Here is a 20,889-nt window from a genome sequence, read left to right as displayed (position 1 = left end):
CCCCCCCCCCCCCCCCCCCCCCCCCCCCCCCCCCCCCCCCCCCCCCCCCCCCCCCCCCCCCCCCCCCCCCCGCGCGCGGCGTTGACGATGATCACGCCGCGCTTGGTGGTGGCCAGCTCGGCGGCGCCGATGAGCCCGAGGGTCTCGGGCGTCTTGGGGAGGTGGACGGTGATGAAGTCCGCCTCGCGCAGCAGCTCCTCCAGCGACACCATCCGGACGCCGAGCTGCGCCGCGCGGCCCGGCTGGATGTAGGGGTCGTAGGCGATGAGGGTCACGCCGAACGCGGCGAGGCGCTGGGCGACCAGCTGACCGATGCGGCCCAGGCCCACGACGCCGACCACCTTGTCGGTGACCTCGACGCCGGTGAACTTCGACCGCTTCCAGGTGCCCTCGCGCAGCGACGCGTCGGCGGCGGGGATGTGCCGGGCGGCGGCCAGCAGCAGGGCCACGGCGTGCTCGGCGGCGCTGACGATGTTCGACGTCGGGGCGTTGACCACCATGACCCCGCGCTCGGTGGCCGCGGCGACGTCGACGTTGTCCAGGCCGATGCCGGCCCGGGCCACCACCTTGAGGTTCGGCGCGGCCGCCAGTGCCTCGGCGTCGATCTGCGTGGCGCTGCGGATCATCACCGCCGACGCGTCGGCCAGTGCCGGCAGCAGCGCGGCGCGGTCGGCACCGTCGACGGACCGGATCTCGACGTCCCGACCGAGCACCTCCAGCACGCTGGGCGCGAGTTCTTCGGCGATCAGGACGACGGGCGCGGTCGTGGTCACGGGACCACAGCCTAAGGACGGCGGCACCCCCGTCCCCGGCCAGCCCCTCCCGGGTCGGGCGACACCTCCCGCCGGAGGGGTGGGTGTGCTTGCCCGCGCTGGGGTGCGCCGACATCCTGACCGCGCAGAGTCGGCACAGCCGGCGCCGACGGAGGAGATCATGAGCACCCACGACAACGAGCCCGGCAGCAGCTCCGGCTCGCCCCAGTACGGCCAGGGCCCGCAGTACGGGCAGGGCCAGCCGTACGCGCAGGGCCAGCAGCCGGGGCACGAGGCGCCGCAGTACGGGCAGCCCTCGGCCTACGGCCAGCAGGACCAGCCCTACGGGCAGTACGGGCAGCAGCCGTACGGCCAGCAGTACCAGCCCTCGCCGTACGGCCAGGGCTACCCGCAGCAGTACGGCCAGGCCCCTCCGCAGCAGTACGGCGAGTACGGGCAGTACGGCCAGTCGGCGGTGCCGGCCAAGCCCGGCGGCGTGGTCACCGCCGCGGTGCTCGGCTTCGTCTTCGGCGCGATCGGGGTCATCGTCACCCTGTTCGCCGTCGTCGCCGGCGCCGCGGCCAGTGGCAGCAGCTCGGACTTCGACGACATCCCCGGCTTCGAGGGCGTCGCGGGCGCCATCGGCGGCGTGCTGCTGGTCTTCGGCCTGCTCGCCCTCGTCTGGACCGTGGTGATGATCTGGGGTTCGGTGTGGGCCCTCACCGGCCGCAGCCGCGTGATGCTGCTCGTGGGCGGCTCCATCGCCCTGGCGTTCACCGCGCTCACGCTGATCAGCAGCCTGTCCGACCCCGACAACAGCGGCGCCGGCGGCATCATCACCAGCCTGCTGTTCTTCCTGGCGGCCCTGGCCATCGTCCTGCTGCTCACGATGCGGCCGGCGCCGGCCTTCTTCGCCGCCCACCGCGCCCGGCGCGGGCGCTGACCTGCGGCTCCGGGGGGCGGGAGTCCCCCGGGGCCACCGGGGTGGTCCTCCACCCCGCCGCCGACCGTCCCGACGGCGACCCCGCCGCCCAGGAGGATGCTGAGTCCATGTCCAGCCCCAGCGGATCCGAGCCGCACCCCGCACCCGGACGCGGTCCCGAGGACCAGCCCGGCTGGGGGGCACCACCGCCACCTCCCGGCCAGGCCCCCGGTGCGCCGGGCCCCGGCTGGCCGGCGCCGTCCGCCGGCCCGGGCACCCCGCCCGGGAAGCGGCCCCCACAGGTGCTCCTCGCCGCCGTCCTCGGCTTCGTCGTCGCCTTCTTCCTGCTGATCGGGGCGCTGGTCCTGTTCGCGGCGTCCTCGCTGTTCGGCGCCCTGAGCGCGGTGTTCGGCGTCCTCTACCTGGCGCTGACCGCGCTGAACGTCGTCGGCGGCGTCCAGGCCGTCCAGGGGCGGGGCAGCACGCTGCTGAAGATCGCCGGGGGCATCACCGCCGGCCTCGGCGTCCTCTCCCTGGTCACGTACCTCGTCCAGGGCAGCTTCGACTTCTCGACGCTGGTGTCGATCCTCATCGGCGCCGCCATCGTCTTCCTGCTGGTGCAGCCGGCGTCCAGGGCCTGGTTCGCCGCCCGCGGCACGAAGTAGTCCCCCGACGCCACGAGGCCCCCGCTGCCGGCCGGCAGCGGGGGCCTCGTGACGTACTGGAGCGGCCCCCTCCTGGGCCCCACCCCGAGCGGAGCCTGGGGTGGGGGGAAGAGGCCCTCCCTCAGTTGCGGGCGGCGGTGCCGGTGTAGTCGTCGGAGGCCGACACCCAGCTCATGAGGCCGCGCAGCTTGCGCCCGGTCTCCTCGATCGGGTGCGCCTCGGCCTCGGCCCGGCGGCGCTTGAAGTCCGGCGCGCCGGCGTCCTGGTCGGCGATGAAGGCCGCGGCCCAGGAGCCGTCCTTGATGGCGGCGAGGACGTCCTTCATCGTGTCCTTGACGTGCTGGTCGACGATCTTCGGGCCGGTCGTGTAGTCGCCGTACTCGGCGGTGTCGGACACCGACCAGCGCTGCTTGGCGATACCGCCCTCGTACATGAGGTCGACGATCAGCTTCAGCTCGTGCAGGCACTCGAAGTAGGCGATCTCCGGCTGGTAGCCGGCCTCGATCAGGGTCTCGAAGCCCGCCGCCACCAGGGCCGACATGCCACCGCAGAGCACGGCCTGCTCGCCGAACAGGTCGGTCTCGGTCTCCTCGGCGAAGGTCGTCTTGATGACGCCGGCCCGCGCGCCGCCGATGGCCTTGGCGTAGGACAGCGCCAGCTGCAGCGCCTGACCGCTGGCGTCCTGCTCGACGGCGACCAGGCAGGGCACGCCCTTGCCGTTCTCGAACTCGCGGCGCACCAGGTGGCCCGGGCCCTTGGGGGCGACCATCGCGACGTCCACACCGGCCGGGGGCTTGATGTAGCCGAAGCGGATGTTGAAGCCGTGGCCGAAGAACAGCGCGTCGCCGTCCTGCAGGTTGGGCTCGACCGACTCCTTGTACAGGTTCCGCTGCACGTGGTCGGGCGCGAGGATCATGATCAGGTCGGCCTCGGCGGCGGCCTCGGCCGGCGTCACGACCCGCAGGCCCTCGGCCTCGGCCTTGGCCCGGCTCTTGCTGCCCTCGGGCAGGCCGACGCGGACGTCGACGCCCGAGTCCCGCAGCGACAGGGCGTGCGCGTGGCCCTGGCTGCCGTAGCCCAGGACGGCGACGGTGCGCCCCTGGATGATCGACAGGTCGGCGTCGTCGTCGTAGAAGATCTCGGCGGCCATGCGGTGCGTGCTCCTTCGGTTGGTCCTGATCGGGAGGTCTGGGGGTCCGAGCCTCAGGCGGTGCGCTCGACCGGGCGCAACGTACCGGCGCCCGACATCGACCGCGGACCCCGCCCCAGGGCGACGGTGCCGGACTGCGCCATCTCCTTGATGCCCAGCGGGGCGAGGACGGCCAGCAGTGCCTGGAGCTTGTCCGGCGTGCCGGTGGCCTCCAGGGTCACCGTGTCGGTGTTGACGTCGATGACGTGGGCGCGGAACAGCTCGGCGGTCTGCAGCACCTGGGTGCGGTCGGCCATGGGGGCGCGGACCTTGACCAGCAGCAGCTCGCGCTGGACGGCGCCGGCCGCCTCCAGCTCGACGATCTTGATGACCTCGACGAGCTTGTTCAGCTGCTTGGTGATCTGCTCCAGCGGCTGGGTCTCGGCGTCGACCACGATGGTCATCCGGGACAGGTCGGGGTTCTCGGTCGGCCCGACGGCCAGCGACTCGATGTTGAACGCGCGCCGGCTGAACAGCGCCGAGACCCGGGCGAGGACGCCGGACTTGTTCTCGACCAGGACCGACAGTGTGTGGCGGGTCATGACCCGGGGTTCCTTTCAGGACGGAGTGGACCAGGGCTGGCCCCGTCCGGGCCCTCGCCCCGGGCGGGGCGAGGGGTGGGGAGGACGGGGTCCTCGGAGTTACACCTGTCCGTCGCCGAAGACCGGGCGGATGCCGCGCGCGGCCATGATGTCGTCGTTGCTGGCACCGGCGGCGACCATCGGCCACACCTGGGCGTCGGAGCCGACGACGAAGTCGATGACGACCGGCGCGTCGTCGATCGCCATGGCCTTCTCGATCACCGCGTCGACGTCGTCCTTGCTCTCGCAGCGCAGGCCCACGCACCCGAGCGCCTCGGCCAGGGCGACGAAGTCGGGGATGCGCACCGGCTTGGGCCTGCCGTCCTCGTCGACCGGGTGCAGCTTGGTGTTGGAGTAGCGGCCCTCGTAGAACAGGGTCTGCCACTGCCGGACCATGCCGAGGTTGCCGTTGTTGATGATGGCGACCTTGACCGGGATGCCCTCGATCGCGCAGGTCGCCAGCTCCTGGTTGGTCATCTGGAAGCAGCCGTCGCCGTCGATGGCCCAGACGGTGGTGTCGGGGCAGCCGTACTTGGCGCCCATCGCGGCGGGGACGGCGTAGCCCATCGTCCCGAGGCCACCGCTGTTGAGCCACGTGCCGGGCTTCTCGTACCGGATGAACTGGGCGGCCCACATCTGGTGCTGGCCGACGCCCGCGGCGTAGATCGCGTCGGGGCCGGCGATGGCGCCCAGCCGCTCGATCACGTACTGCGGGGACAGTGCGCCGTCCTCGGGCCAGTCGTAACCCAGCGGGTACTTCTGCCGCCACGAGTCCAGCTGCGCCCACCAGGCGGCGAGGTCGGGGGTGCGCCCGGCCTCGTGCTCGGCGCGCAGGGCGGTGACCAGCTCGGCGATCGTCTCGCGGGCGTCGCCGACGATCGGGACGTCGGCGCGGCGGTTCTTGCCGATCTCCGCGGGGTCGATGTCGGCGTGGACGACGAGGGCCTCGGGGGCGAAGGAGGACAGCTGGCCGGTGACCCGGTCGTCGAAGCGCGCCCCGAGGGCGACGAGCACGTCGGCCTTCTGGAGTGCGGTGACCGCGGCGACGGTGCCGTGCATGCCGGGCATGCCGAGGTGCTGCGGGTCGCTGTCGGGGAACGCGCCCCGGGCCATCAGGGTGGTCACGACGGGGGCCCCGGTGAGCCGCGCCAGCTCGGCCAGCTCCGCGGTGGCCTGCGCCTTGAGCACGCCGCCACCGACGTAGAGCACCGGCCGGCTGGCGCGGGCGATCAGCGCGGCGGCCTCGCGGACCTGCTTGCCGTGCGGGCGGGTGGTCGGCTTGTAGCCGGGGAGGTCCAGCCGCGGCGGCCAGGTGAAGTCGGTGGTCGCCTGCAGGACGTCCTTGGGGATGTCGACCAGGACCGGGCCGGGGCGGCCGGTGGCGGCCAGGTGGAACGCCTCGGCGATCCGCTGCGGGATCTCGCGGGGGTCGGTGACGAGGAAGTTGTGCTTGGTGACCGGCATCGTGATGCCGCGGATGTCGGCCTCCTGGAAGGCGTCGGTGCCGATCGCGCTGCTGGGCACCTGACCGGTGATCGCGACGATCGGGACCGAGTCCATGTAGGCGTCGGCCAGCGGCGTCACCAGGTTGGTCGCGCCGGGACCGGAGGTGGCCATGCAGACGCCGACCCGCCCGGTGGCCTGCGCGTAGCCGGTGGCCGCGTGGCCGGCGCCCTGCTCGTGCCGGACCAGCACGTGCCGCACGCGGGAGTCGAACAGCGGGTCGTAGGCGGGCAGGATCGCCCCGCCGGGGATCCCGAACACCACCTCGACGCCGACCGCCTCGAGCGAGCGGACGAGGCTCTGCGCCCCGGTGCAGCCGAGGAGCGGCTCGGCGGCGGCCTCGGCCACCGACCGCGCGGTGGTCTCGACGCCGGCGAGCGCTGCGGCGGCCTCGCGGGTCGCGGACTCGCCGGGGGTGGTGCTGTTCATGGCGTCTCCTGGCAGTGCCCCGGTGGGGGGCGTCGGTTCGGGGGCCGTGCGGTGTGCACGCGGTGCCTGCGGGCGCGGGCCGGCCGCCGTCCGGGGAGTCCAGGGGGCCCGCAAACGAAAGACCCCTCGTGCCTGCGGGCACAGAGGGGTCAGCGCGTCGGTCGGGCGACCGACGCGCTAGGCGACTACGAGGAGCAGGCAGGCCGGGCGCACCCGCCCACTGTGCGCCTCGACGCGGGCGCCCGTCAACCACCCCGTCCCACACAGTGGACCGGTAGGGGCTCAGACGTGGGACGGCACCCCGGCGTCGTCGAGGACCGCCGGGTCGAAGCGGGCCAGCAGCGCGGGCAGCTCGGCGGCGGGCACCGGGCGGCCCAGCAGGTAGCCCTGCAGGTACCGGCAGCCCAGCCCGCGCAGCGCCGCGAGCTGACCCGCCGTCTCGACGCCCTCGGCCACGACGTCCATGCCGAGCGTGCGGCCGAGCTCCACGACGCTGCCCACCAGCGCGGCGGTCCGCGGGTCGGACTCGATGTGGGCGACGAATGCGCGGTCCATCTTGAGCACCTGCACCGGCAGCCGGGCCAGGCGCGCGAGGCTGGAGTGGCCCTTGCCGAAGTCGTCGAGCGACAGCACGCAGCCCATGCCGCGCAGCGTGTCGAGGTCGCCGTCCATCCGGTCACCGGCGCCCATGAGCACCGACTCGGTGAGCTCCAGCATCAGCCGGTGCGCCGGCACGCCGGCGCTCGCGAGGACCGCCGCGACGTCGGCGGCCAGGCACCCGGCCTGCAGGTGCCGGATGGAGACGTTCACGCCGAGCTGCACGTCGTGGCCCGCGGCGAGCAGGGGGGCCAGCGCGGCGGTCGACTCGGCCAGCACCCACCGCTGCAGCGGCACGATCAGGCCGTCGTCCTCGGCCAGGCCGACGAACTCCTCGGGCGGGACGGAGCCGAGCTCCGGGTGGTCCCAGCGGACGAGGGCCTCCAGGCCCAGCACGCGCCGGTCCGGCACGCCCACCACCGGCTGGTAGACCACCGACAGCTGACCACCGGCGATCGCCGCGGGCAGGTCGCGGGCCAGCTGCGCGCGGCGGTCCACCACGCGGTCGAACGAGGCCCCCGACGTGCGGACGCAGTTCTTCCCCGCCGCCTTGGCCGCCCGCAGCGCGACGTCCGCGCGGCGCACCGCCTCGGCCGGCTCCTCCCCCGGGCGCAGCACGGCGACACCCACGCTGCCGGAGACGCGGAAGACCAGGCCTCCGTCGGCGCTCCCGCGCGGGGTGACCGGGCGGTGGTCGCGGTCGAGCAGCAGCACGAGCCGCTCGGCCAGCGCCGTGGCCTCCTCCCGCCCGGCACGCACGAGGACGGCGAACTCGTCGCCACCCAGCCGCGCCACGACGTCCCCCTCGCGGGCGGCCGCGCGCAGCCGGTCGGCCACCTCGCCCAGCAACCGGTCGCCGGCGTCGTGGCCGGCGACGTCGTTGACCGCCTTGAAGCCGTCCAGGTCCACCAGCAGCAGACAGCCCGGGGCGGAGGAGGCGAGCGCCGTGCGCAGCGCGGTCATGAACCGCGCCCGGTTGGGCAGGCCGGTGAGGAAGTCGGTGTAGGCCAGCCGCTCCAGCTCGCGCTGGGCGCTGGTGCGGTCGGTGACGTCGCGCAGGTGGAGCACCAGCCCGTCGTCGTCGCCGGTGCGTGCGGCGCCGGAGACCTCGACCTCCCGCCAGTCCCCCTCCTGGGTGTGCAGGCGCACGGTGGCGGGCAGCTCGGGCGGCTGCTCCCCCGCCCGCACGGCGACCGCCACCCGCTCGAGGAGGCCACGGTCCCCGGCGTGGACGAGCCCGAGCAGGACGCGACCGGAGAGGTCGCGGTGGGTCCAGCCCAGCTGGTCCCTCGACGGCCCGGACGTCCAGGCCACGCGGCCGGTCCGGTCGAGCAGGACGGTGACCGCGTCGCCGCTGTGCAGCAGCGCGCGCAGCCAGCCCTCGGTGTGCCGCACCCGCCGGGTCAGCCGCTCCCCGTCGGCGGCCCACACGAGGCAGCGCACGAGGGTGAGCAGCATGAGCACGGTGATGCCGGCTCCCTCCAGTGGGGAGACGGTGCGCCCCGCGGCGACCCCGATGGCGAGGAACAGCGCGACACCGAAGGCGGAGCAGTTGCTGAACAGGACGCCGGCGAGCGGCAGCCCGGCCGGCGGTTCGGCGTCCTCGCCGACCCGACCGGGGTCGACGTCGACCGCCCGGACGGCGGCCGCGAGCATGGCCAGCCACGCCACGCCGGTCACGACGTCGAGTGCGGTGTCCCGGGTGGTGACGGCGAGGGCGCCGCTGAGCACCACGACCGCGAGGGCGACCGAGGCGGCCAGCAGCCAGCCGGCGGCCCGGCGCCGGCCGTCGTCCACGGCGGCCACCGCCACCAGGCCCACGCCGCACAGCAGCGCCCCCACCGCCGGGTAGCCGACGGAGACCAGCGGGTCGGCGACGCCGCCGGAACGGGCGGCCGCGTCGGCCAGGAGGGCCTCTCCGGCCAGGCCGACCGCCACGAGCACGATCCCGCCGTCGAGCAGCGCACGGGAGCCGATGGACCGGGGGCCGGCCGAGGACAGCAGCCGGGCACAGGTGCTGATGGCGACCGGCACGGCGGCCAGGAGCGGCAGGTCGTGCCAGCCCGCCTCGCTGGTGTTGATCCCCACCCCGGCCAGCGCGCTGCCGGCCTGGCCCAGCCCCAGCAGCACGGTGGTCAGCGCGAGGGCACGCCAGGGGCCGGCCGAGCGTCCCGGCAGCCGGGCCCCGTGGTGGGCGATGACGAGCGCGGTGACCCACGACCCGAGCGCGAGCAGGGCCGGGCCCAGGCGCAGGGCCGTGTCCCCCGCGGTGGTCTCGACCAGCGCCAGCGTGCCGGCGAGGGCGGCGAGCAGGGCCAGGAGGGCAGCGGAGCCGCGGCGTCCGCGGTCGGCCGGGCCGCCGGCCGTGGTCCCCGGCATCAGCGGGAACCGACGAGGCCCGGCCACAGCACACCCGCACCGTCGCTGAGCAGTTCGGTGAGCTCGGCCGACCGCATCGGGCGCGCGAGCAGGAAGCCCTGGGCGAAGCCGCAGCCCAGGCCGCGCAGGGCACCGAGCTGGGCCGGGGTCTCCACGCCCTCGGCGACCACGTCCAGGCCGAGGGCCCGGCCGATGGTCACGACCGACTCGCACAGCGCACGGCTCTTCGGGTCGCGGTCGACCCGCGCGACGAAGGACCGGTCCAGCTTGAGCACGTCGATCGGCAGGCGGGTCAGGTCGGCCAGCGAGAACCGGCCGGCACCGAAGTCGTCGAGGGCCACGTGCACGCCCATGAGCCGCAGCGCCTCGATGTCGACGCCGACGTGGTCGCCGTCGGCCAGCACGGTGGCCTCGGTGATCTCCAGGACCAGCCGCTCCGGCGGCAGTCCGGTGGCGTGCAGCACGGCGGCGACGTCCCCGACGAGGGTGCGCGCGGCGACGTGCGAGGCGGAGATGTTGACGCCCAGCTGGAGGGGCGCGCCGGTGCACGGGAGCGCGACCGCGGCGGTCGCCGCCTGCTCCAGGGCCCACCGCTGCAGCTCGTCCATGACGCCGGCCCGCTCGGCGACGGGCACGAACTCCGCCGGGGGCACGTCGCCCAGCTCCGGGTGGCGCCAGCGCAGCAGCGCCTCGATGCCGCTGATCCGCTGCTCCTCCAGGGAGACCACGGGCTGGAACAGCACCGAGAACTCACCCCGCGTCCAGGCGCCGGGCAGGTCGTCGCGCAGCCGGTCCCGCCGGGCGGCGGCCGACCCCAGCGCCGGCCGGTAGCGCAGCGCCGTCCCGGGCCCGGAGGCCGCGGCGGCCCGCACGGCCAGCTCGGCGTGGCCGGTCAGCTCCGCGACGGTCGCACCGGCGGTGAGCTCGACGACGCCGATGCTCGCAGCGAGGTCGAAGACCCCCGCCGGGGTGTCCACGGGCTGCTCGATGACCGACAGGCAGCGGTCGGCGAGCAGGTCGACGGCGTGCGCCGCGCCCTCCACGAGGACGGCGAAGGTGCCGCCGCCGAGGTGGGCCACGACCTCGGGGGCGCGGACGGTGGCGCGCAGCCGGCGGGCGACCTCGACCAGCACGGCGGTGACGACGTCGGTGCCGGCGTGCTCGCGCACCTCCTCCAGTCCCTGGAGCTCGGCCAGCAGGAGCGTGGTGCAGGGCACGCCGGGCTCGCCCGCCCGGACCAGCCGCTCCTCGAGGCTCCGCTGGCATCCCGCGCTGTTGGGCAGGCCGGTGAGCGGGTCGGTGAAGGCGACCTGCTCGAGGGCGCGTTCGCGCTCCACCCGCTCGGTGGTGTCCCGGCAGTGCAGCACGACCGCACCGACGGAGGCGTCGGTGCGCAGGTCGGAGATGCTGGCCTCCAGGTGCCGCCAGGTGCCGTCGGCGTGCTGCAGGCGCAGGGCGGTCGAGGCCCCGCCGTCGCCGTCCCGGTGCAGCGCACGGGCCAGCGGGAGGGCGTCGTCCGGGTGGACGAGCTCGAGCAGGTCCCGGCCCACCACGACGCGACCCGGGTCGCCGAGCGTGGCGCCGAGCGCCGACGACGCCCAGGTGACCCGCAGGTCGTCGTCGAGGATCAGCACGGCGTCGCCGCTGGAGGCGACCAGGGAGCGGAAGTAGGACTCGCTGCGGCGCAGGCGCGCCCCCATGCGGTGCTCGTCCCCCGCGGTCACCCACCGGTGGACGGCGGCCAGGACCGCGCAGACCTGGACGCCGAGGATCGTGACGGCCGTGGTCTGGCCGGTGACCAGCGCCGCGACGGCGGTGGCCATCAGGGCCCCGACCATCGCCAGGTGCGGCAGCACCTGCCCGAGCTGGGTGGAGCGGCCGCTGCGCGAGCGGGGCCGGTCGCCGTCCTGCGGGGACAGCCGGCGGTCGGCGAGGGCCGCGCTCGCCAGCAGCGTGAGCCCGCCGACGACGAGGAAGCGGGTGAGGTCGGTGAGCGCGGCGGCCTCCGAGAGCAGCGCGGAGGTGCCCAGCGCGCGGCCGGTGGTCGTCAGGGAGATCCCGGCGAGCAGGACCAGGGCCACCCGCTGCCGGCAGCTGTGGACCACGCCCACGACCACCAGCGCGGCGGTCACCGTCGAGGAGGTGACCAGCACGGCGGCGGCGAGGACGGCGCCCTCGGCCGGGGCGAGGTCCAGCCAGCTGCGACCGGTGCCCAGCACGAGCAGCTGGACGACGAGCGCGCAGGCGGTCCCGAACAGCGCCACCTCGACCGCGGCCCGGCGGCCGCGGCGCAGGCGCTCGCGGTCGACGAGCGTGAGCACGCCGAGGGCGACCAGCAGGTAGCCGGGCACGGTGGGCAGCCAGCGCACGAGCACCTGCTGCATCGGGTCGCTCGGCGCGAGGGTGGTGGTCGCCAGGAACCCGGCGACCGGCAGGAGCGGGGCGACGGCGATCAGCCACCACCCGCGCGCTCCGCGCTGCCGGCCGCGGGCGGCACAGCCGATGACGGCCGCCGCGACCACGCCCATCGCGGCGACCGCGACGTCGGCGGCGGAGCCCGGACCGCTCGTGCCGGCGGCCACCGCGCAGGCGGCCGCCGCCAGCGCGGCGCTCACGAGGAGCACCCACCTCAGCCTGTCCACACCGGGGGTGTCGGCACCTCGCGCCGCCCACCACAGCGGACCGGGCGGCCGCTCACCCCTCGGGGTGAGGGCCGGCCCCCGGCCCCGACCCGCAGGTCAGGGCCGGGGCGCGAGGGGTCCCCACGGCACCCGGCCCCGTCCCGGGGTCTCCGAGGTGAGGAGGGAGAGGGTCTCCGTCAGCCGCAGATGGCGCCCTGCGCCGCCGAGCCGACGAGCTTGGCGTACTTGCCGAGCACGCCGGTGGTGTACCGCGGCGGCAGCGGCTGCCAGGTCTGCCGGCGGCGGTCCAGCTCCTCGTCGTCCACGAGCAGGTCGAGGGTGCGGGCGGCGAGGTCCAGCCGGATCGGGTCGCCGTCCTGCACGAGGGCGATCGGACCGCCGTCGGCGGCCTCGGGCGCGACGTGGCCGACGCACAGCCCCGTCGTCCCGCCGGAGAAGCGGCCGTCGGTCAGCAGCAGGACGTCCTTGCCCAGGCCCGCGCCCTTGATCGCGCCGGTGACGGCGAGCATCTCGCGCATGCCGGGGCCGCCCCGGGGGCCCTCGTAGCGGATGACGACGACGTCGCCGGCCTTGAGGGTGCCGTCGGTGACGGCGTCCATCGCGCCCTGCTCGCCGTCGAACACGCGCGCGGTGCCCTCGAAGACGTCGGCGTCGAAGCCCGCGGACTTGACCACCGCCCCCTCCGGGGACAGCGAGCCGCGCAGGATGGTCAGCCCGCCGGTCTTGTGGATCGGGTCGGACATGGCGTGGACGATCGTGCCGTCGAGGTCCGGCGGGGAGATCTCCTCGAGGTTCTCGGCCATCGTCTTCCCGGTCACGGTGAGGACGTCGCCGTGCAGCAGCCCGGCGTCCAGCAGCGCCCGCAGCACGACCGGGACGCCGCCGACGCGGTCGATGTCGGTCATCACGAACCGGCCGAACGGCTTGACGTCGGCCAGGTGCGGCGTGCGGTCCCCGATCCGGTTGAAGTCGTCGAGGGTGAGGTCGACCCGCGCCTCGTGGGCGATGGCCAGCAGGTGCAGGACGGCGTTGGTCGAGCCGCCGAGCGCCATGACCACGGTGATGGCGTTCTCGAAGGCCTTCTTGGTCATGATCTGGCGGGCGGTGATGCCCTGGCGCAGCAGGTTGACCACGGCCTCACCGGAGGCCACGGCGAAGGCGTCGCGGCGGCTGTCGGGAGCCGGCGGGGCGGCGCTGCCGGGCAGGGCCATGCCCAGCGCCTCGGCGACGCTGGCCATGGTGTTGGCCGTGTACATGCCGCCGCAGGAGCCCATGCCGGGGCAGGCGGCCTTCTCGATGGCGTCGAGGTCCTCACGGGTGATCAGCCCGCGGGCGCAGGCACCGACGCCCTCGAAGACGTCGATGATCGTGAGGTCGTCGCGGTCGCCGAGCTTCCCCGGCAGCGTGGAGCCGGAGTAGAGGAAGACGCTGGCCAGGTCCAGCCGCGCGGCGGCCATGAGCATGCCGGGCAGGGACTTGTCGCAGCCGGCCAGCAGCACCGAGCCGTCGAGCCGCTCGGCGAACATGACCGTCTCCACCGAGTCGGCGATGACCTCGCGCGACACCAGCGAGGCGCGCATGCCCTCGTGGCCCATGGAGATGCCGTCGGAGACCGAGATGGTGCCGAACTCCAGCGGGTAGCCGCCGGCCGCGTGCACGCCCTCCTTGGCCCGCTTGGCCAGCCGGTCCAGGGAGAGGTTGCACGGGGTGATCTCGTTCCACGACGACGCGACGCCGATCTGCGGCTTGTCCCAGTCGTCGTCGCCCATGCCGACCGCGCGCAGCATGGCGCGGGCCGGGGCCCGGGTGATCCCGTCGGTCACCTCGCGGCTGCGGGGCTTGACGTCTGCGGTGGTGGTGGGGCGGTCCTCGACGCTGGTCACGTCCGACGAGGGTAGGCCGGTCCACGGACTGGACAAGGAGAGCGTCGATACTGGTACCGACACCACCACCGAAGGGAGGGCCCGCGTGCCGCCGTCCGCCCGCCGCGAGCTGGCCGACTTCCTCCGCTCCCGCCGCCGCCAGGTCGACCCGCACGAGGTCGGCCTGCCGGCCGGGGGCGCCCGGCGCACCCCCGGGCTGCGCCGGGAGGAGGTCGCGCTGCTGTCGGGGGTCAGCCACACCTGGTACACGTGGCTCGAGCAGGGCCGGGACATCCGCGCGTCCCGCCAGGTCGTCGAGGCACTGGCCCGCACGCTGCGCATGTCCCCCGCCGAGCGCGAGTACGTGCTCCGCCTGGCCGGGCACGGCGGGGCGGCACCGGAGACCGCCGCCCAGGGCATGCCCGCGCACGTGCAGCGCCTGGTGGACGCCCTCGGCAGCTCCCCCGCCTACGTCATCACCGCCAGCTGGTCGATCGTCGGCTGGAACCACGCCTACGAGCGGCTCTACCCCGGGGTCGCCGCCGTGCCGGCCGCCGACCGGAACCTGCTGTGGCTGGTGTTCACCGACCCGGCGGTGCGCGCGCTGCTGGGCGACTGGACCACCGACAGCCGGCGCTTCCTCACCCAGTTCCGGGCGGAGGTGGGCCCCCGCCTCGCCGACCCCGACGTCGTCGACCTGGTCGCGCGGCTGGACGCGGCCAGCCCGCACTTCCGCGCCGGGTGGGCCAGCCACGACGTCGACCGGTTCAGCTCCGGGGAGCGGCGCTTCGAGCACCCCGAGGTCGGCACGCTGCTGCTGGAGCACCACCAGCTGACCCCCGCCGACGCCCCCGGGCTGCAGCTGGTCGTCTACACCGCGGCCGAGGGCAGTGACGCGGCCGACAAGCTGGCCCGCATGACCGGCTGAGCCGTTCTGGGAGACTCGGCAGACGTGGCTGCTCCCGTCCGTATGCGGATGAGCCGGACGGCGTTGCTCCCGGTCGCCCTGCTGCTCGTCTGCGCCGTCCCGCTGGCCTCCGCCGCGACCTGGACGCTCGTCTTCCTCCTCGTGCCCGTCCTCGTCGCCACGTGGGTGCTGCGCGTCGGGGTGGACGTCGGCGACGACGGCATCACGGTGCGCTCCCTGGTCGGCCGGCGCCGGGTGCCGTGGTCGCAGCTGGCCGGCATCCGGGTGGGCCCCCGCAACGACCTGTGGCTGGTCACCACCGGTGCCACCGAGGTCCGCCTGCCCGTGCTGCGCACCCGCGACCTCCCGCGGCTGGCGGCGGTCTCCGGCGGGCGCATCCCCTCCCCCGACCCGACCGCCTGATCCGGGGTCAGTAGGCGTCGACGACGTTGACCAGCGGCTCCCCGGCGAGCACGCGGGTCACCTGGTCCACGACGGCGGCCGCCGCCCGCTCGTTGGTCTCCGGCACGTTGCCGGCGACGTGCGGGGTCAGCAGCAGCCCGGGCGCCGACCACAGCGGGTGCCCCTCCGGCAGCGGCTCGGGGTCGGTGACGTCCAGCGCGGCCCGCAGCCGCCCCGACCGCAGCTCGGCCAGCAGCGCGTCGGTGTCGACGACCACCCCGCGCGCGGCGTTCACCAGCAGCGCGCCGTCGGCCATCGCGGCGAGGAAGGCCGCGTCGACCAGCCCGGTGGTCTCCGGGGTGACCGGCACGATCACCACCACGACGTCGGCGTGCGGGAGCAGCCGGGGCAGCTCCTCGGTGCCGTGGACGCCGTCGCGCGCGGTCCGCGCCACGTAGGTCAGCTCGACGTCGAAACCGGCGAGCATCCGCCCGACGGCCCGTCCGATGTCGCCCGCGCCGACGACCAGCACCCGGGACCCCGCCAGAGTGGGGAACGGCGCCGGCGACCAGCGGCCGGCGTCCTGCTCGCGGACGAAGTACGGCAGCCCGCGCTGGGCGGCCAGCACGGCGGCCGCCACCCACTCCGCGGTGGACGGCGTGTGCGCGCCCCGGGCGTTGCACAGGACGACGCCCGCGGGCAGCCGGCCGACGAACTTCTCCGCCCCGGCGCTGAGCAGCTGCACCAGCCGCAGCCGGGGCAGGGCCGCGGCGAGCTCGAGGTCGGCTCCCCCGCCCCCGCGCGGCACCCACACCTGCGCCTGGGCCGCCTCACCGCTCGGCACGTCGCCGGGGTCGACCCGGTGCGCGCGCACGCGGGGCGACACCGCCTCCACCGCGGCGGCCAGGGCCCGGGAGGGGACGAGCACGTGCAGCGTCTCGTCCGGGCCGACGACGTGGGAACCGGTGATCTGGGGAGCCACGGCCGCCGACCCTAGAAGGACCCCGTCCTCCCCACCCCTCGCGGGCTCGGGGCGGGCCCCGGGACGGGGCCAGGAGCCGAGGGGGGACCCCGTCCTCCCCACCCCTCGCGGGCTCGGGGCGGGCCCCGGGACGGGGCCAGGAGCCGAGGGGGGACCCCGTCCTCCCCACCCCTCGCGGGGCCCGGGGACGGAGTCGACAGGCCGGGGCGCGGCCCGGCGCACGTACTGTTCTGGGGGTGAGCCGGTGGCGCGGGAGACGGGGGCCGGGGCTGGCCGGTGCCCTGCTGCTGACCGCCGTCCTGGCCGGGTGCGGCAGTGACGGCTACGAGCCCGCGGGGCCCTTCCGCCCGCTGCCGGAGGACCCGCCGCCGCAGGTCGGCCCGCCCACGGAGTCCACGGTGCCGCCGGGCCCCGGCGACCCGGCCGACCCCGGCTCCGGCGAGGAGGGCGGCGACCCGAACGTCGTCGCCTCGGGCCTGACCGTGCCGACCGGCCTGGTGGTGCTGCCCGACGGCTCGGCGGTCGTCGGCGAACGCGACAGCGGCCGGCTGTTCCAGGTCTTCCCCGACCGCTCCCCCGCCCGCGAGCTCATGACCGTCGCCGGGGTCGACGCGGCAGGCGACGGCGGCCTGCTCGGGCTGGCGCTGTCGCCGACCTTCGCCGAGGACGGTCTGCTCTACGCCTACGTCTCCACGGCGACCGACAACCGGGTGGTCCGCTTCCCCCTCGGCGGGACGCCGAACCCGGTGCTCACCGGCCTGCCCCGCGGCGAGACCCGCAACGGCGGCGGGCTGCTGTTCGGCGCCGACGGCACCCTGTTCGTCGGCACCGGGGACACCGGCAACGCCGCCCTGGCCCAGGACCCGGCGTCACTGGGCGGCAAGGTGCTGCACGTCGACGTCTTCGGCCAGCCGGTCGGCGCCGGGCCGGTGTACAGCAGCGGCCACGGCAACGTCACCGCCCTGTGCGCCGGCGGGGCGGAGGCCCTGTTCGCGACCGACGACGCGGTCGAGGGCCCCGACGCCCTGGACCGGGTCGCCGAGGGCAGCGACGCCGGCTGGCCTCAGCCGGGCCCGGGCAGCCGGCCCCCGGTGCTGGAGGTCCCCGCCCCCGAGGCCGGGCTGGGCGGCTGCGCGGTGTCCGGCCGCACCGTCTTCCTCGGCGCCCTCGACGGCCGGCGGGTGCACGCGGTCGAGCTCGACGCCGGCGGCGCGGCCGTCGAGGAGCCCACCGACTTCCTCGCCGAGCGCTACGGCCGGCTGCGGACCGTCGTCCTCGACGCCGACGGCGCGCTGTGGATCACCACGTCCAACCGCGACGGCCTCGGCACCCCCGTCGAGGAGGACGATCGCGTGCTGCGGGTGCTCCCACCCGGCGGCTCCGGCGACTCGCCGTTGTGACCGTGGGGTGACCCCGCAGTCCTCCCGGACCGCGGGGTCAGAGCACGCGCTCCTCGAGCATCCGCTTGACGGTCGCGGCGTCGGCCTTGCCGCGGGTGGCCTTCATGACCGCGCCGACCAGCGCGCCGAGGGCCTGCACCTTGCCGCCCTGCACCTTGGCGACGACGTCCGGTGCACCGGCGATCGCGGCCTCGACCGCGGCGACCAGCTCGTCGGACTCCCCCATCACGGCCAGCCCGCGGGCCTCGACCACCTGCGCGGGATCGCCCTCCCCGGCCAGGACGCCGTCCAGCGCCTGCCGGGCCAGCTGGTCGTTGATGGTGCCGGCGGAGACCAGCCCGGTCAGCTCGGCGACCTGGCGGGGGGTGATGGCCAGCTCCGACAGCTCGACGCCGGCGTCGTTGGCCCGGCGGGCCAGCTCACCGAGCCACCACTTGCGCGCGTCGGCGGGGGTGGCACCGGCGGCGACGGTCGCGTCGACCAGGCCGAGCGCGCCGGCACCGGTCAGCCAGCCCATCTCCGTGGCCGACAGGCCCCACTCCTCCTGCAGCCGCGCGCGGCGGGCGGCGGGGAGCTCGGGCAGCTCGGCGGTGAGCTTCTCCACCCACTCGGCGTCCGGGGCGACCGGGACCAGGTCGGGCTCGGGGAAGTACCGGTAGTCGGTCGCCTCCTCCTTGCTCCGCCCGGCCGAGGTGGTGCCGGTGTCCTCGTGGAAGTGCCGGGTCTCCTGCAGCACCCGCTCGCCGGCGTCCAGGACCGCAGCCTGCCGGCGCATCTCGTAGCGCACCGAGCGCTCCACCGACCGCAGCGAGTTGACGTTCTTGGTCTCGGTGCGGGTGCCCCACTCGAGGCTGCCGATCGGCGCCAGCGAGGTGTTCACGTCGCAGCGCAGGCTGCCCTGCTCCATGCGGACGTCGGAGGCACCGAGGGTCTGGATGATGTCGCGCAGCTCGGTGACGTACGCCCGGGCGACCTCCGGGGCCTTGGCGCCGGCGCCGGGGATCGGCCGGGTGACGATCTCGACCAGCGGGATGCCGGCGCGGTTGAAGTCGACCAGCGAGTAGTCGGCGCCGTGGATCCGCCCGGTCGCGCCACCCACGTGGAGGTTCTTGCCGGTGTCCTCCTCGAGGTGCACCCGCTCGATCTCCACCCGGTAGGTCTCGCCGTCGACCTCGACGTCGAGGTGACCGGCGGTGCACAGCGGCTCGTCGTACTGGCTGGTCTGGAAGCCCTTGGGGATGTCCGGGTAGAAGTAGTTCTTCCGGGCGAAGCGGCACCAGCCGGCGATCCGGCAGCCCAGCGCCAGCCCGATGCGGATGGTCGCCTCGATGGCAGCGGCGTTGGCCACGGGCAGCGAGCCGGGCAGGCCGAGGCACACCGGGCAGGTCTGGGTGTTGGGCTCGGCGCCGAAGGTCGTGGCGCAGCCGCAGAACATCTTCGACGCGGTGCCCAGCTCGACGTGGGTCTCCAGGCCGATGACCGGCTCGTAGCGGGTGAGGACCTCGTCGTAGTCCACCAGGGTCTCGGTCATGAGGGGTTGTTCTCCTTCGGGCCGGTGCGACCGGTCATCCACGCACCGACCGCGGTCAGCAGGCCCAGGACGATGAAGACGGCGAAGAACGCCTCGCCGGTCGCGATCCAGCCGACCAGGCCCACGAGGACGACGAACGCGGTGAGGGCCCAGGCGGCCTTGAGGGGACCGGTCACGCCTCGGCCCCCGCGGTCGCCGTCCGCTGCGCCAGCTCGTCGAGCAGCCGGTGCCCGCGGGCGGCGTCCAGGGCGGCCTCGACGGCGGCGGCGACCCGGTAGCAGCGGTCGTCGGCCAGGGCCGGCGCCATCACCTGGAAGCCGACGGGCAGCCCGTCGGACAGCCCGCACGGCACCGAGATCGCCGGGAGCCCCGCGAGGCTGGCCGGCAGCGTGCACAGGTCGGCGGCGTACATGGCCAGCGGGTCGTCGACGCGGGCCCCGATCGGCCACGCCACGGTCGGGCTCGTCGGGCTGACCAGGACGTCGACGTCGTCGTAGGCGGCGGTGAAGTCGCGGGTGATGAGCGTGCGGACCTTCTGCGCCTGCCCGTAGTAGGCGTCGTAGTAGCCGGCCGACAGCGCGTAGGTGCCCAGGATGATGCGGCGCTTGACCTCCGCGCCGAAGCCCTGCTCGCGGGTCAGCGACATGACCTCGTCGAGGGAGTGGCTGCCGTCGTCGCCGACGCGCAGGCCGAAGCGCATGCCCTCGAAGCGGGCCAGGTTCGACGACGCCTCGCTCGGGGCGATGAGGTAGTACGCCGGCAGCGCGAGGTCGAACGACGGGCAGGAGACCTCGCGGACCTCGGCGCCCATGCCCTCCAGCAGCGCCACGGTCTCCTGGACCCGGGCGAGCACGCCGGCCTCGTAGCCGTCGGTGTGCCCGTCGCCGCCGAGCTCACGGACGACGCCGACCCGCAGGCCGGCCAGCTCGCCGCGCGCACCCTCGGTGGCGGCCTTCACCAGCACCGGCACCGGCGCGTCGATGCTCGTGGAGTCCCGCGGGTCGTGGCCGCCGATCGCCTCGTGCAGCACCGCGGCGTCGAGCACGGTGCGCGCCATCGGGCCGGCCTGGTCCAGGCTGGAGGAGAAGGCGATGAGCCCGTAGCGCGACACCGACCCGTAGGTGGGCTTGTGCCCGACCAGGCCGGTGACCGCGGCCGGCTGCCGGATGGAGCCGCCGGTGTCGGTGCCCAGGGCCCACGGGGCGAGGCCACCGGCGACCGCGGCGGAGGACCCGCCCGAGGAGCCGCCGGGGATGCGGTCGGGGTCCCAGGGGTTGCGGGTGGGCCGGTAGGCGGAGTTCTCCGTGGAGGAGCCCATCGCGAACTCGTCCATGTTGGTCTTGCCGAGCAGCACCGTGCCGGCGTCCTTGAGCCGCGCGGCGACGGTCGCGTCGTACGGGGGCCGCCAGCCCTCGAGGATCTTCGAGCCGCTGGTGGTGGGCACGCCCTCGGTGACGAAGACGTCCTTGAGCGCGACCGGCAGGCCGGCCAGCGGGCCGAGCTCCTCGCCGGCGGCGCGGGCGGCGTCGACCTCCCCGGCGCGGGCCAGCGCGGCGTCGGGGTCGACGTGCAGGTAGGCCCCCAGCACGCCGTCCGCGGCCGCGATCCGGTCGAGGTAGGCGCGGGTCAACTCCACCGAGCTGAGCTCGCCGGCGGTGAGCCGGCGGCCGAGCTCCGCGGCGTCGAGGGTGGTGAGGTCGCTGTCCACCGGGGTGCTCACTCCTCCTCCCCGAGGATCTGCGGCACGCGGAAGCGGTCGTCCTCCGCGGCCGGGGCCTGCGCGAGGACGACGTCCCGCGGCAGGCTCGGGGTCACGACGTCGGGGCGGGTGACGTTGGTCAGCGGCACCGCGTGGGTCATCGGCGGGACGTCGGCGACGTCGGCCTTGCCGACCTGCGCCACGGCGTCGAGCACCGCGGACAGCTGCCCGGCGAAGTGGTCGAGCTCGTCGTCGCTGAGGGCCAGGCGGGCCAGGCGCGCCAGGTGCGCGACGTCCTGCCGCCCGAGGGACGCCTGCGGGGAGGGGGTGCTCACTGCGGTGGGGACTCCACTTCGGCGGTGCCTTCCGAGGCCGCTCGCGGCCAGGGAACCAACCCCGCCACTGTACGTGGGGCCTCTCCGGCGCCGTCCGGCGGCGACGTCGGCG

The 20,889-nt window shown here is 75.4% G+C and carries 17 protein-coding genes; 5 read left to right on the top strand and 12 right to left on the bottom strand.

Translation table 11 applies throughout. The annotated features are described in order from the left end of the window. The coding region (locus ACI79E_RS19615) for an NAD(P)-dependent oxidoreductase (RefSeq protein ID WP_456934249.1) at positions 1-773 on the bottom strand (773 nt) is incomplete at its 3' end. Positions 774-933: 160 nt separating this feature from the next. Between ACI79E_RS19615 and ACI79E_RS19610 the strand changes: the two genes are divergently transcribed. Next, positions 934-1,695, top strand: a complete 762-nt coding sequence (locus tag ACI79E_RS19610) for a hypothetical protein (protein WP_456934248.1) — start codon at positions 934-936, stop codon at positions 1,693-1,695. A gap of 281 nt (positions 1,696-1,976) precedes the next feature. Further along, entirely contained in the window at positions 1,977-2,339 is a 363-nt protein-coding gene (locus ACI79E_RS19605; RefSeq protein ID WP_456934247.1) for a hypothetical protein, read from the top strand. Positions 2,340-2,460: 121 nt separating this feature from the next. Here the strand turns inward: ACI79E_RS19605 and ilvC are convergent, their stop codons facing one another. The 6 genes from ilvC to ilvD all read right to left on the bottom strand — a co-directional run bounded on the left by ilvC (position 2,461) and on the right by ilvD (position 13,542). Beyond that, positions 2,461-3,489, bottom strand: coding sequence for a ketol-acid reductoisomerase (gene ilvC, locus ACI79E_RS19600; RefSeq protein ID WP_456934246.1), 1,029 nt, complete (start codon positions 3,487-3,489; stop codon positions 2,461-2,463). 53 nt (positions 3,490-3,542) lie between these two features. Further along, on the bottom strand, positions 3,543-4,070 hold the full coding sequence (ilvN, locus tag ACI79E_RS19595) for an acetolactate synthase small subunit (RefSeq protein ID WP_456934245.1): 528 nt from the start codon (positions 4,068-4,070) through the stop codon (positions 3,543-3,545). Between the two features lie 99 nt (positions 4,071-4,169). Beyond that, the gene (locus ACI79E_RS19590) at positions 4,170-6,041 is read right to left on the bottom strand and encodes an acetolactate synthase large subunit (RefSeq protein WP_456934244.1); all 1,872 of its coding nucleotides are present in this window, start codon (positions 6,039-6,041) and stop codon (positions 4,170-4,172) included. 282 nt (positions 6,042-6,323) lie between these two features. Then, entirely contained in the window at positions 6,324-9,017 is a 2,694-nt protein-coding gene (locus tag ACI79E_RS19585) for a putative bifunctional diguanylate cyclase/phosphodiesterase (protein WP_456934243.1), read from the bottom strand. After that, on the bottom strand, positions 9,017-11,641 hold the full coding sequence (locus tag ACI79E_RS19580) for a putative bifunctional diguanylate cyclase/phosphodiesterase (RefSeq protein ID WP_456934242.1): 2,625 nt from the start codon (positions 11,639-11,641) through the stop codon (positions 9,017-9,019). The genes ACI79E_RS19585 and ACI79E_RS19580 overlap by 1 nt, the downstream gene beginning before the upstream one ends. A 194-nt stretch (positions 11,642-11,835) precedes the next feature. Continuing rightward, a complete protein-coding gene (ilvD, locus tag ACI79E_RS19575) occupies positions 11,836-13,542 on the bottom strand; it encodes a dihydroxy-acid dehydratase (RefSeq protein WP_456934241.1) in 1,707 nt (568 codons plus the stop codon). Between the two features lie 85 nt (positions 13,543-13,627). Here ilvD and ACI79E_RS19570 point away from each other — a divergent pair, with 85 nt between their 5' ends. Both ACI79E_RS19570 and ACI79E_RS19565 read left to right on the top strand, forming a co-directional pair. After that, on the top strand, positions 13,628-14,449 hold the full coding sequence (locus ACI79E_RS19570) for a helix-turn-helix transcriptional regulator (protein WP_456934240.1): 822 nt from the start codon (positions 13,628-13,630) through the stop codon (positions 14,447-14,449). A gap of 24 nt (positions 14,450-14,473) precedes the next feature. Next, complete coding sequence (locus ACI79E_RS19565) at positions 14,474-14,851, top strand: PH domain-containing protein (protein ID WP_456934239.1); 378 nt, start codon at positions 14,474-14,476, stop codon at positions 14,849-14,851. A gap of 7 nt (positions 14,852-14,858) precedes the next feature. Here the strand turns inward: ACI79E_RS19565 and ACI79E_RS19560 are convergent, their stop codons facing one another. Then, entirely contained in the window at positions 14,859-15,812 is a 954-nt protein-coding gene (locus ACI79E_RS19560; RefSeq protein ID WP_456934238.1) for a 2-hydroxyacid dehydrogenase, read from the bottom strand. A gap of 236 nt (positions 15,813-16,048) precedes the next feature. On the opposite strand from ACI79E_RS19560, the gene ACI79E_RS19555 reads away from it, so the two are divergent. Further along, on the top strand, positions 16,049-17,212 hold the full coding sequence (locus ACI79E_RS19555; RefSeq protein WP_456934237.1) for a PQQ-dependent sugar dehydrogenase: 1,164 nt from the start codon (positions 16,049-16,051) through the stop codon (positions 17,210-17,212). A gap of 37 nt (positions 17,213-17,249) precedes the next feature. On the opposite strand, the gene gatB is transcribed toward ACI79E_RS19555, so the two are convergent. The 4 genes from gatB to gatC are packed head-to-tail and all read right to left on the bottom strand — an operon-like array spanning position 17,250 to position 20,777. Further along, the gene (gene gatB, locus ACI79E_RS19550) at positions 17,250-18,743 is read right to left on the bottom strand and encodes an Asp-tRNA(Asn)/Glu-tRNA(Gln) amidotransferase subunit GatB (RefSeq protein WP_456934236.1); all 1,494 of its coding nucleotides are present in this window, start codon (positions 18,741-18,743) and stop codon (positions 17,250-17,252) included. After that, the gene (locus tag ACI79E_RS19545; RefSeq protein ID WP_456934235.1) at positions 18,740-18,919 is read right to left on the bottom strand and encodes a hypothetical protein; all 180 of its coding nucleotides are present in this window, start codon (positions 18,917-18,919) and stop codon (positions 18,740-18,742) included. The genes gatB and ACI79E_RS19545 overlap by 4 nt, the downstream gene beginning before the upstream one ends. Next, a complete protein-coding gene (gene gatA, locus ACI79E_RS19540; protein WP_456934234.1) occupies positions 18,916-20,463 on the bottom strand; it encodes an Asp-tRNA(Asn)/Glu-tRNA(Gln) amidotransferase subunit GatA in 1,548 nt (515 codons plus the stop codon). Before gatA ends, ACI79E_RS19545 begins: the two co-directional genes overlap by 4 nt. After that, positions 20,460-20,777 (bottom strand): Asp-tRNA(Asn)/Glu-tRNA(Gln) amidotransferase subunit GatC, encoded by a 318-nt coding sequence (gene gatC, locus ACI79E_RS19535; RefSeq protein WP_456934233.1) that lies wholly within the window; start codon positions 20,775-20,777, stop codon positions 20,460-20,462. The genes gatA and gatC overlap by 4 nt, the downstream gene beginning before the upstream one ends. Positions 20,778-20,889: the final 112 nt, after the last annotated feature.

It is taken from the genome of Geodermatophilus sp. SYSU D00079 (assembly GCF_054050635.1).
This window is presented reverse-complemented; position numbering and strand designations above follow the sequence as displayed.

Coding starts and splice junctions, on each gene's coding strand:
- ACI79E_RS19610 (WP_456934248.1), top strand. CDS start 934: ATGAGCACCCACGACAACGAGCCCGGCAGCAGCTCCGGCTCGCCCCAG.
- ilvC (WP_456934246.1), bottom strand. CDS start 3,489: ATGGCCGCCGAGATCTTCTACGACGACGACGCCGACCTGTCGATCATC.
- ilvN (WP_456934245.1), bottom strand. CDS start 4,070: ATGACCCGCCACACACTGTCGGTCCTGGTCGAGAACAAGTCCGGCGTC.
- ACI79E_RS19590 (WP_456934244.1), bottom strand. CDS start 6,041: ATGAACAGCACCACCCCCGGCGAGTCCGCGACCCGCGAGGCCGCCGCA.
- ACI79E_RS19585 (WP_456934243.1), bottom strand. CDS start 9,017: ATGCCGGGGACCACGGCCGGCGGCCCGGCCGACCGCGGACGCCGCGGC.
- gatB (WP_456934236.1), bottom strand. CDS start 18,743: ATGACCGAGACCCTGGTGGACTACGACGAGGTCCTCACCCGCTACGAG.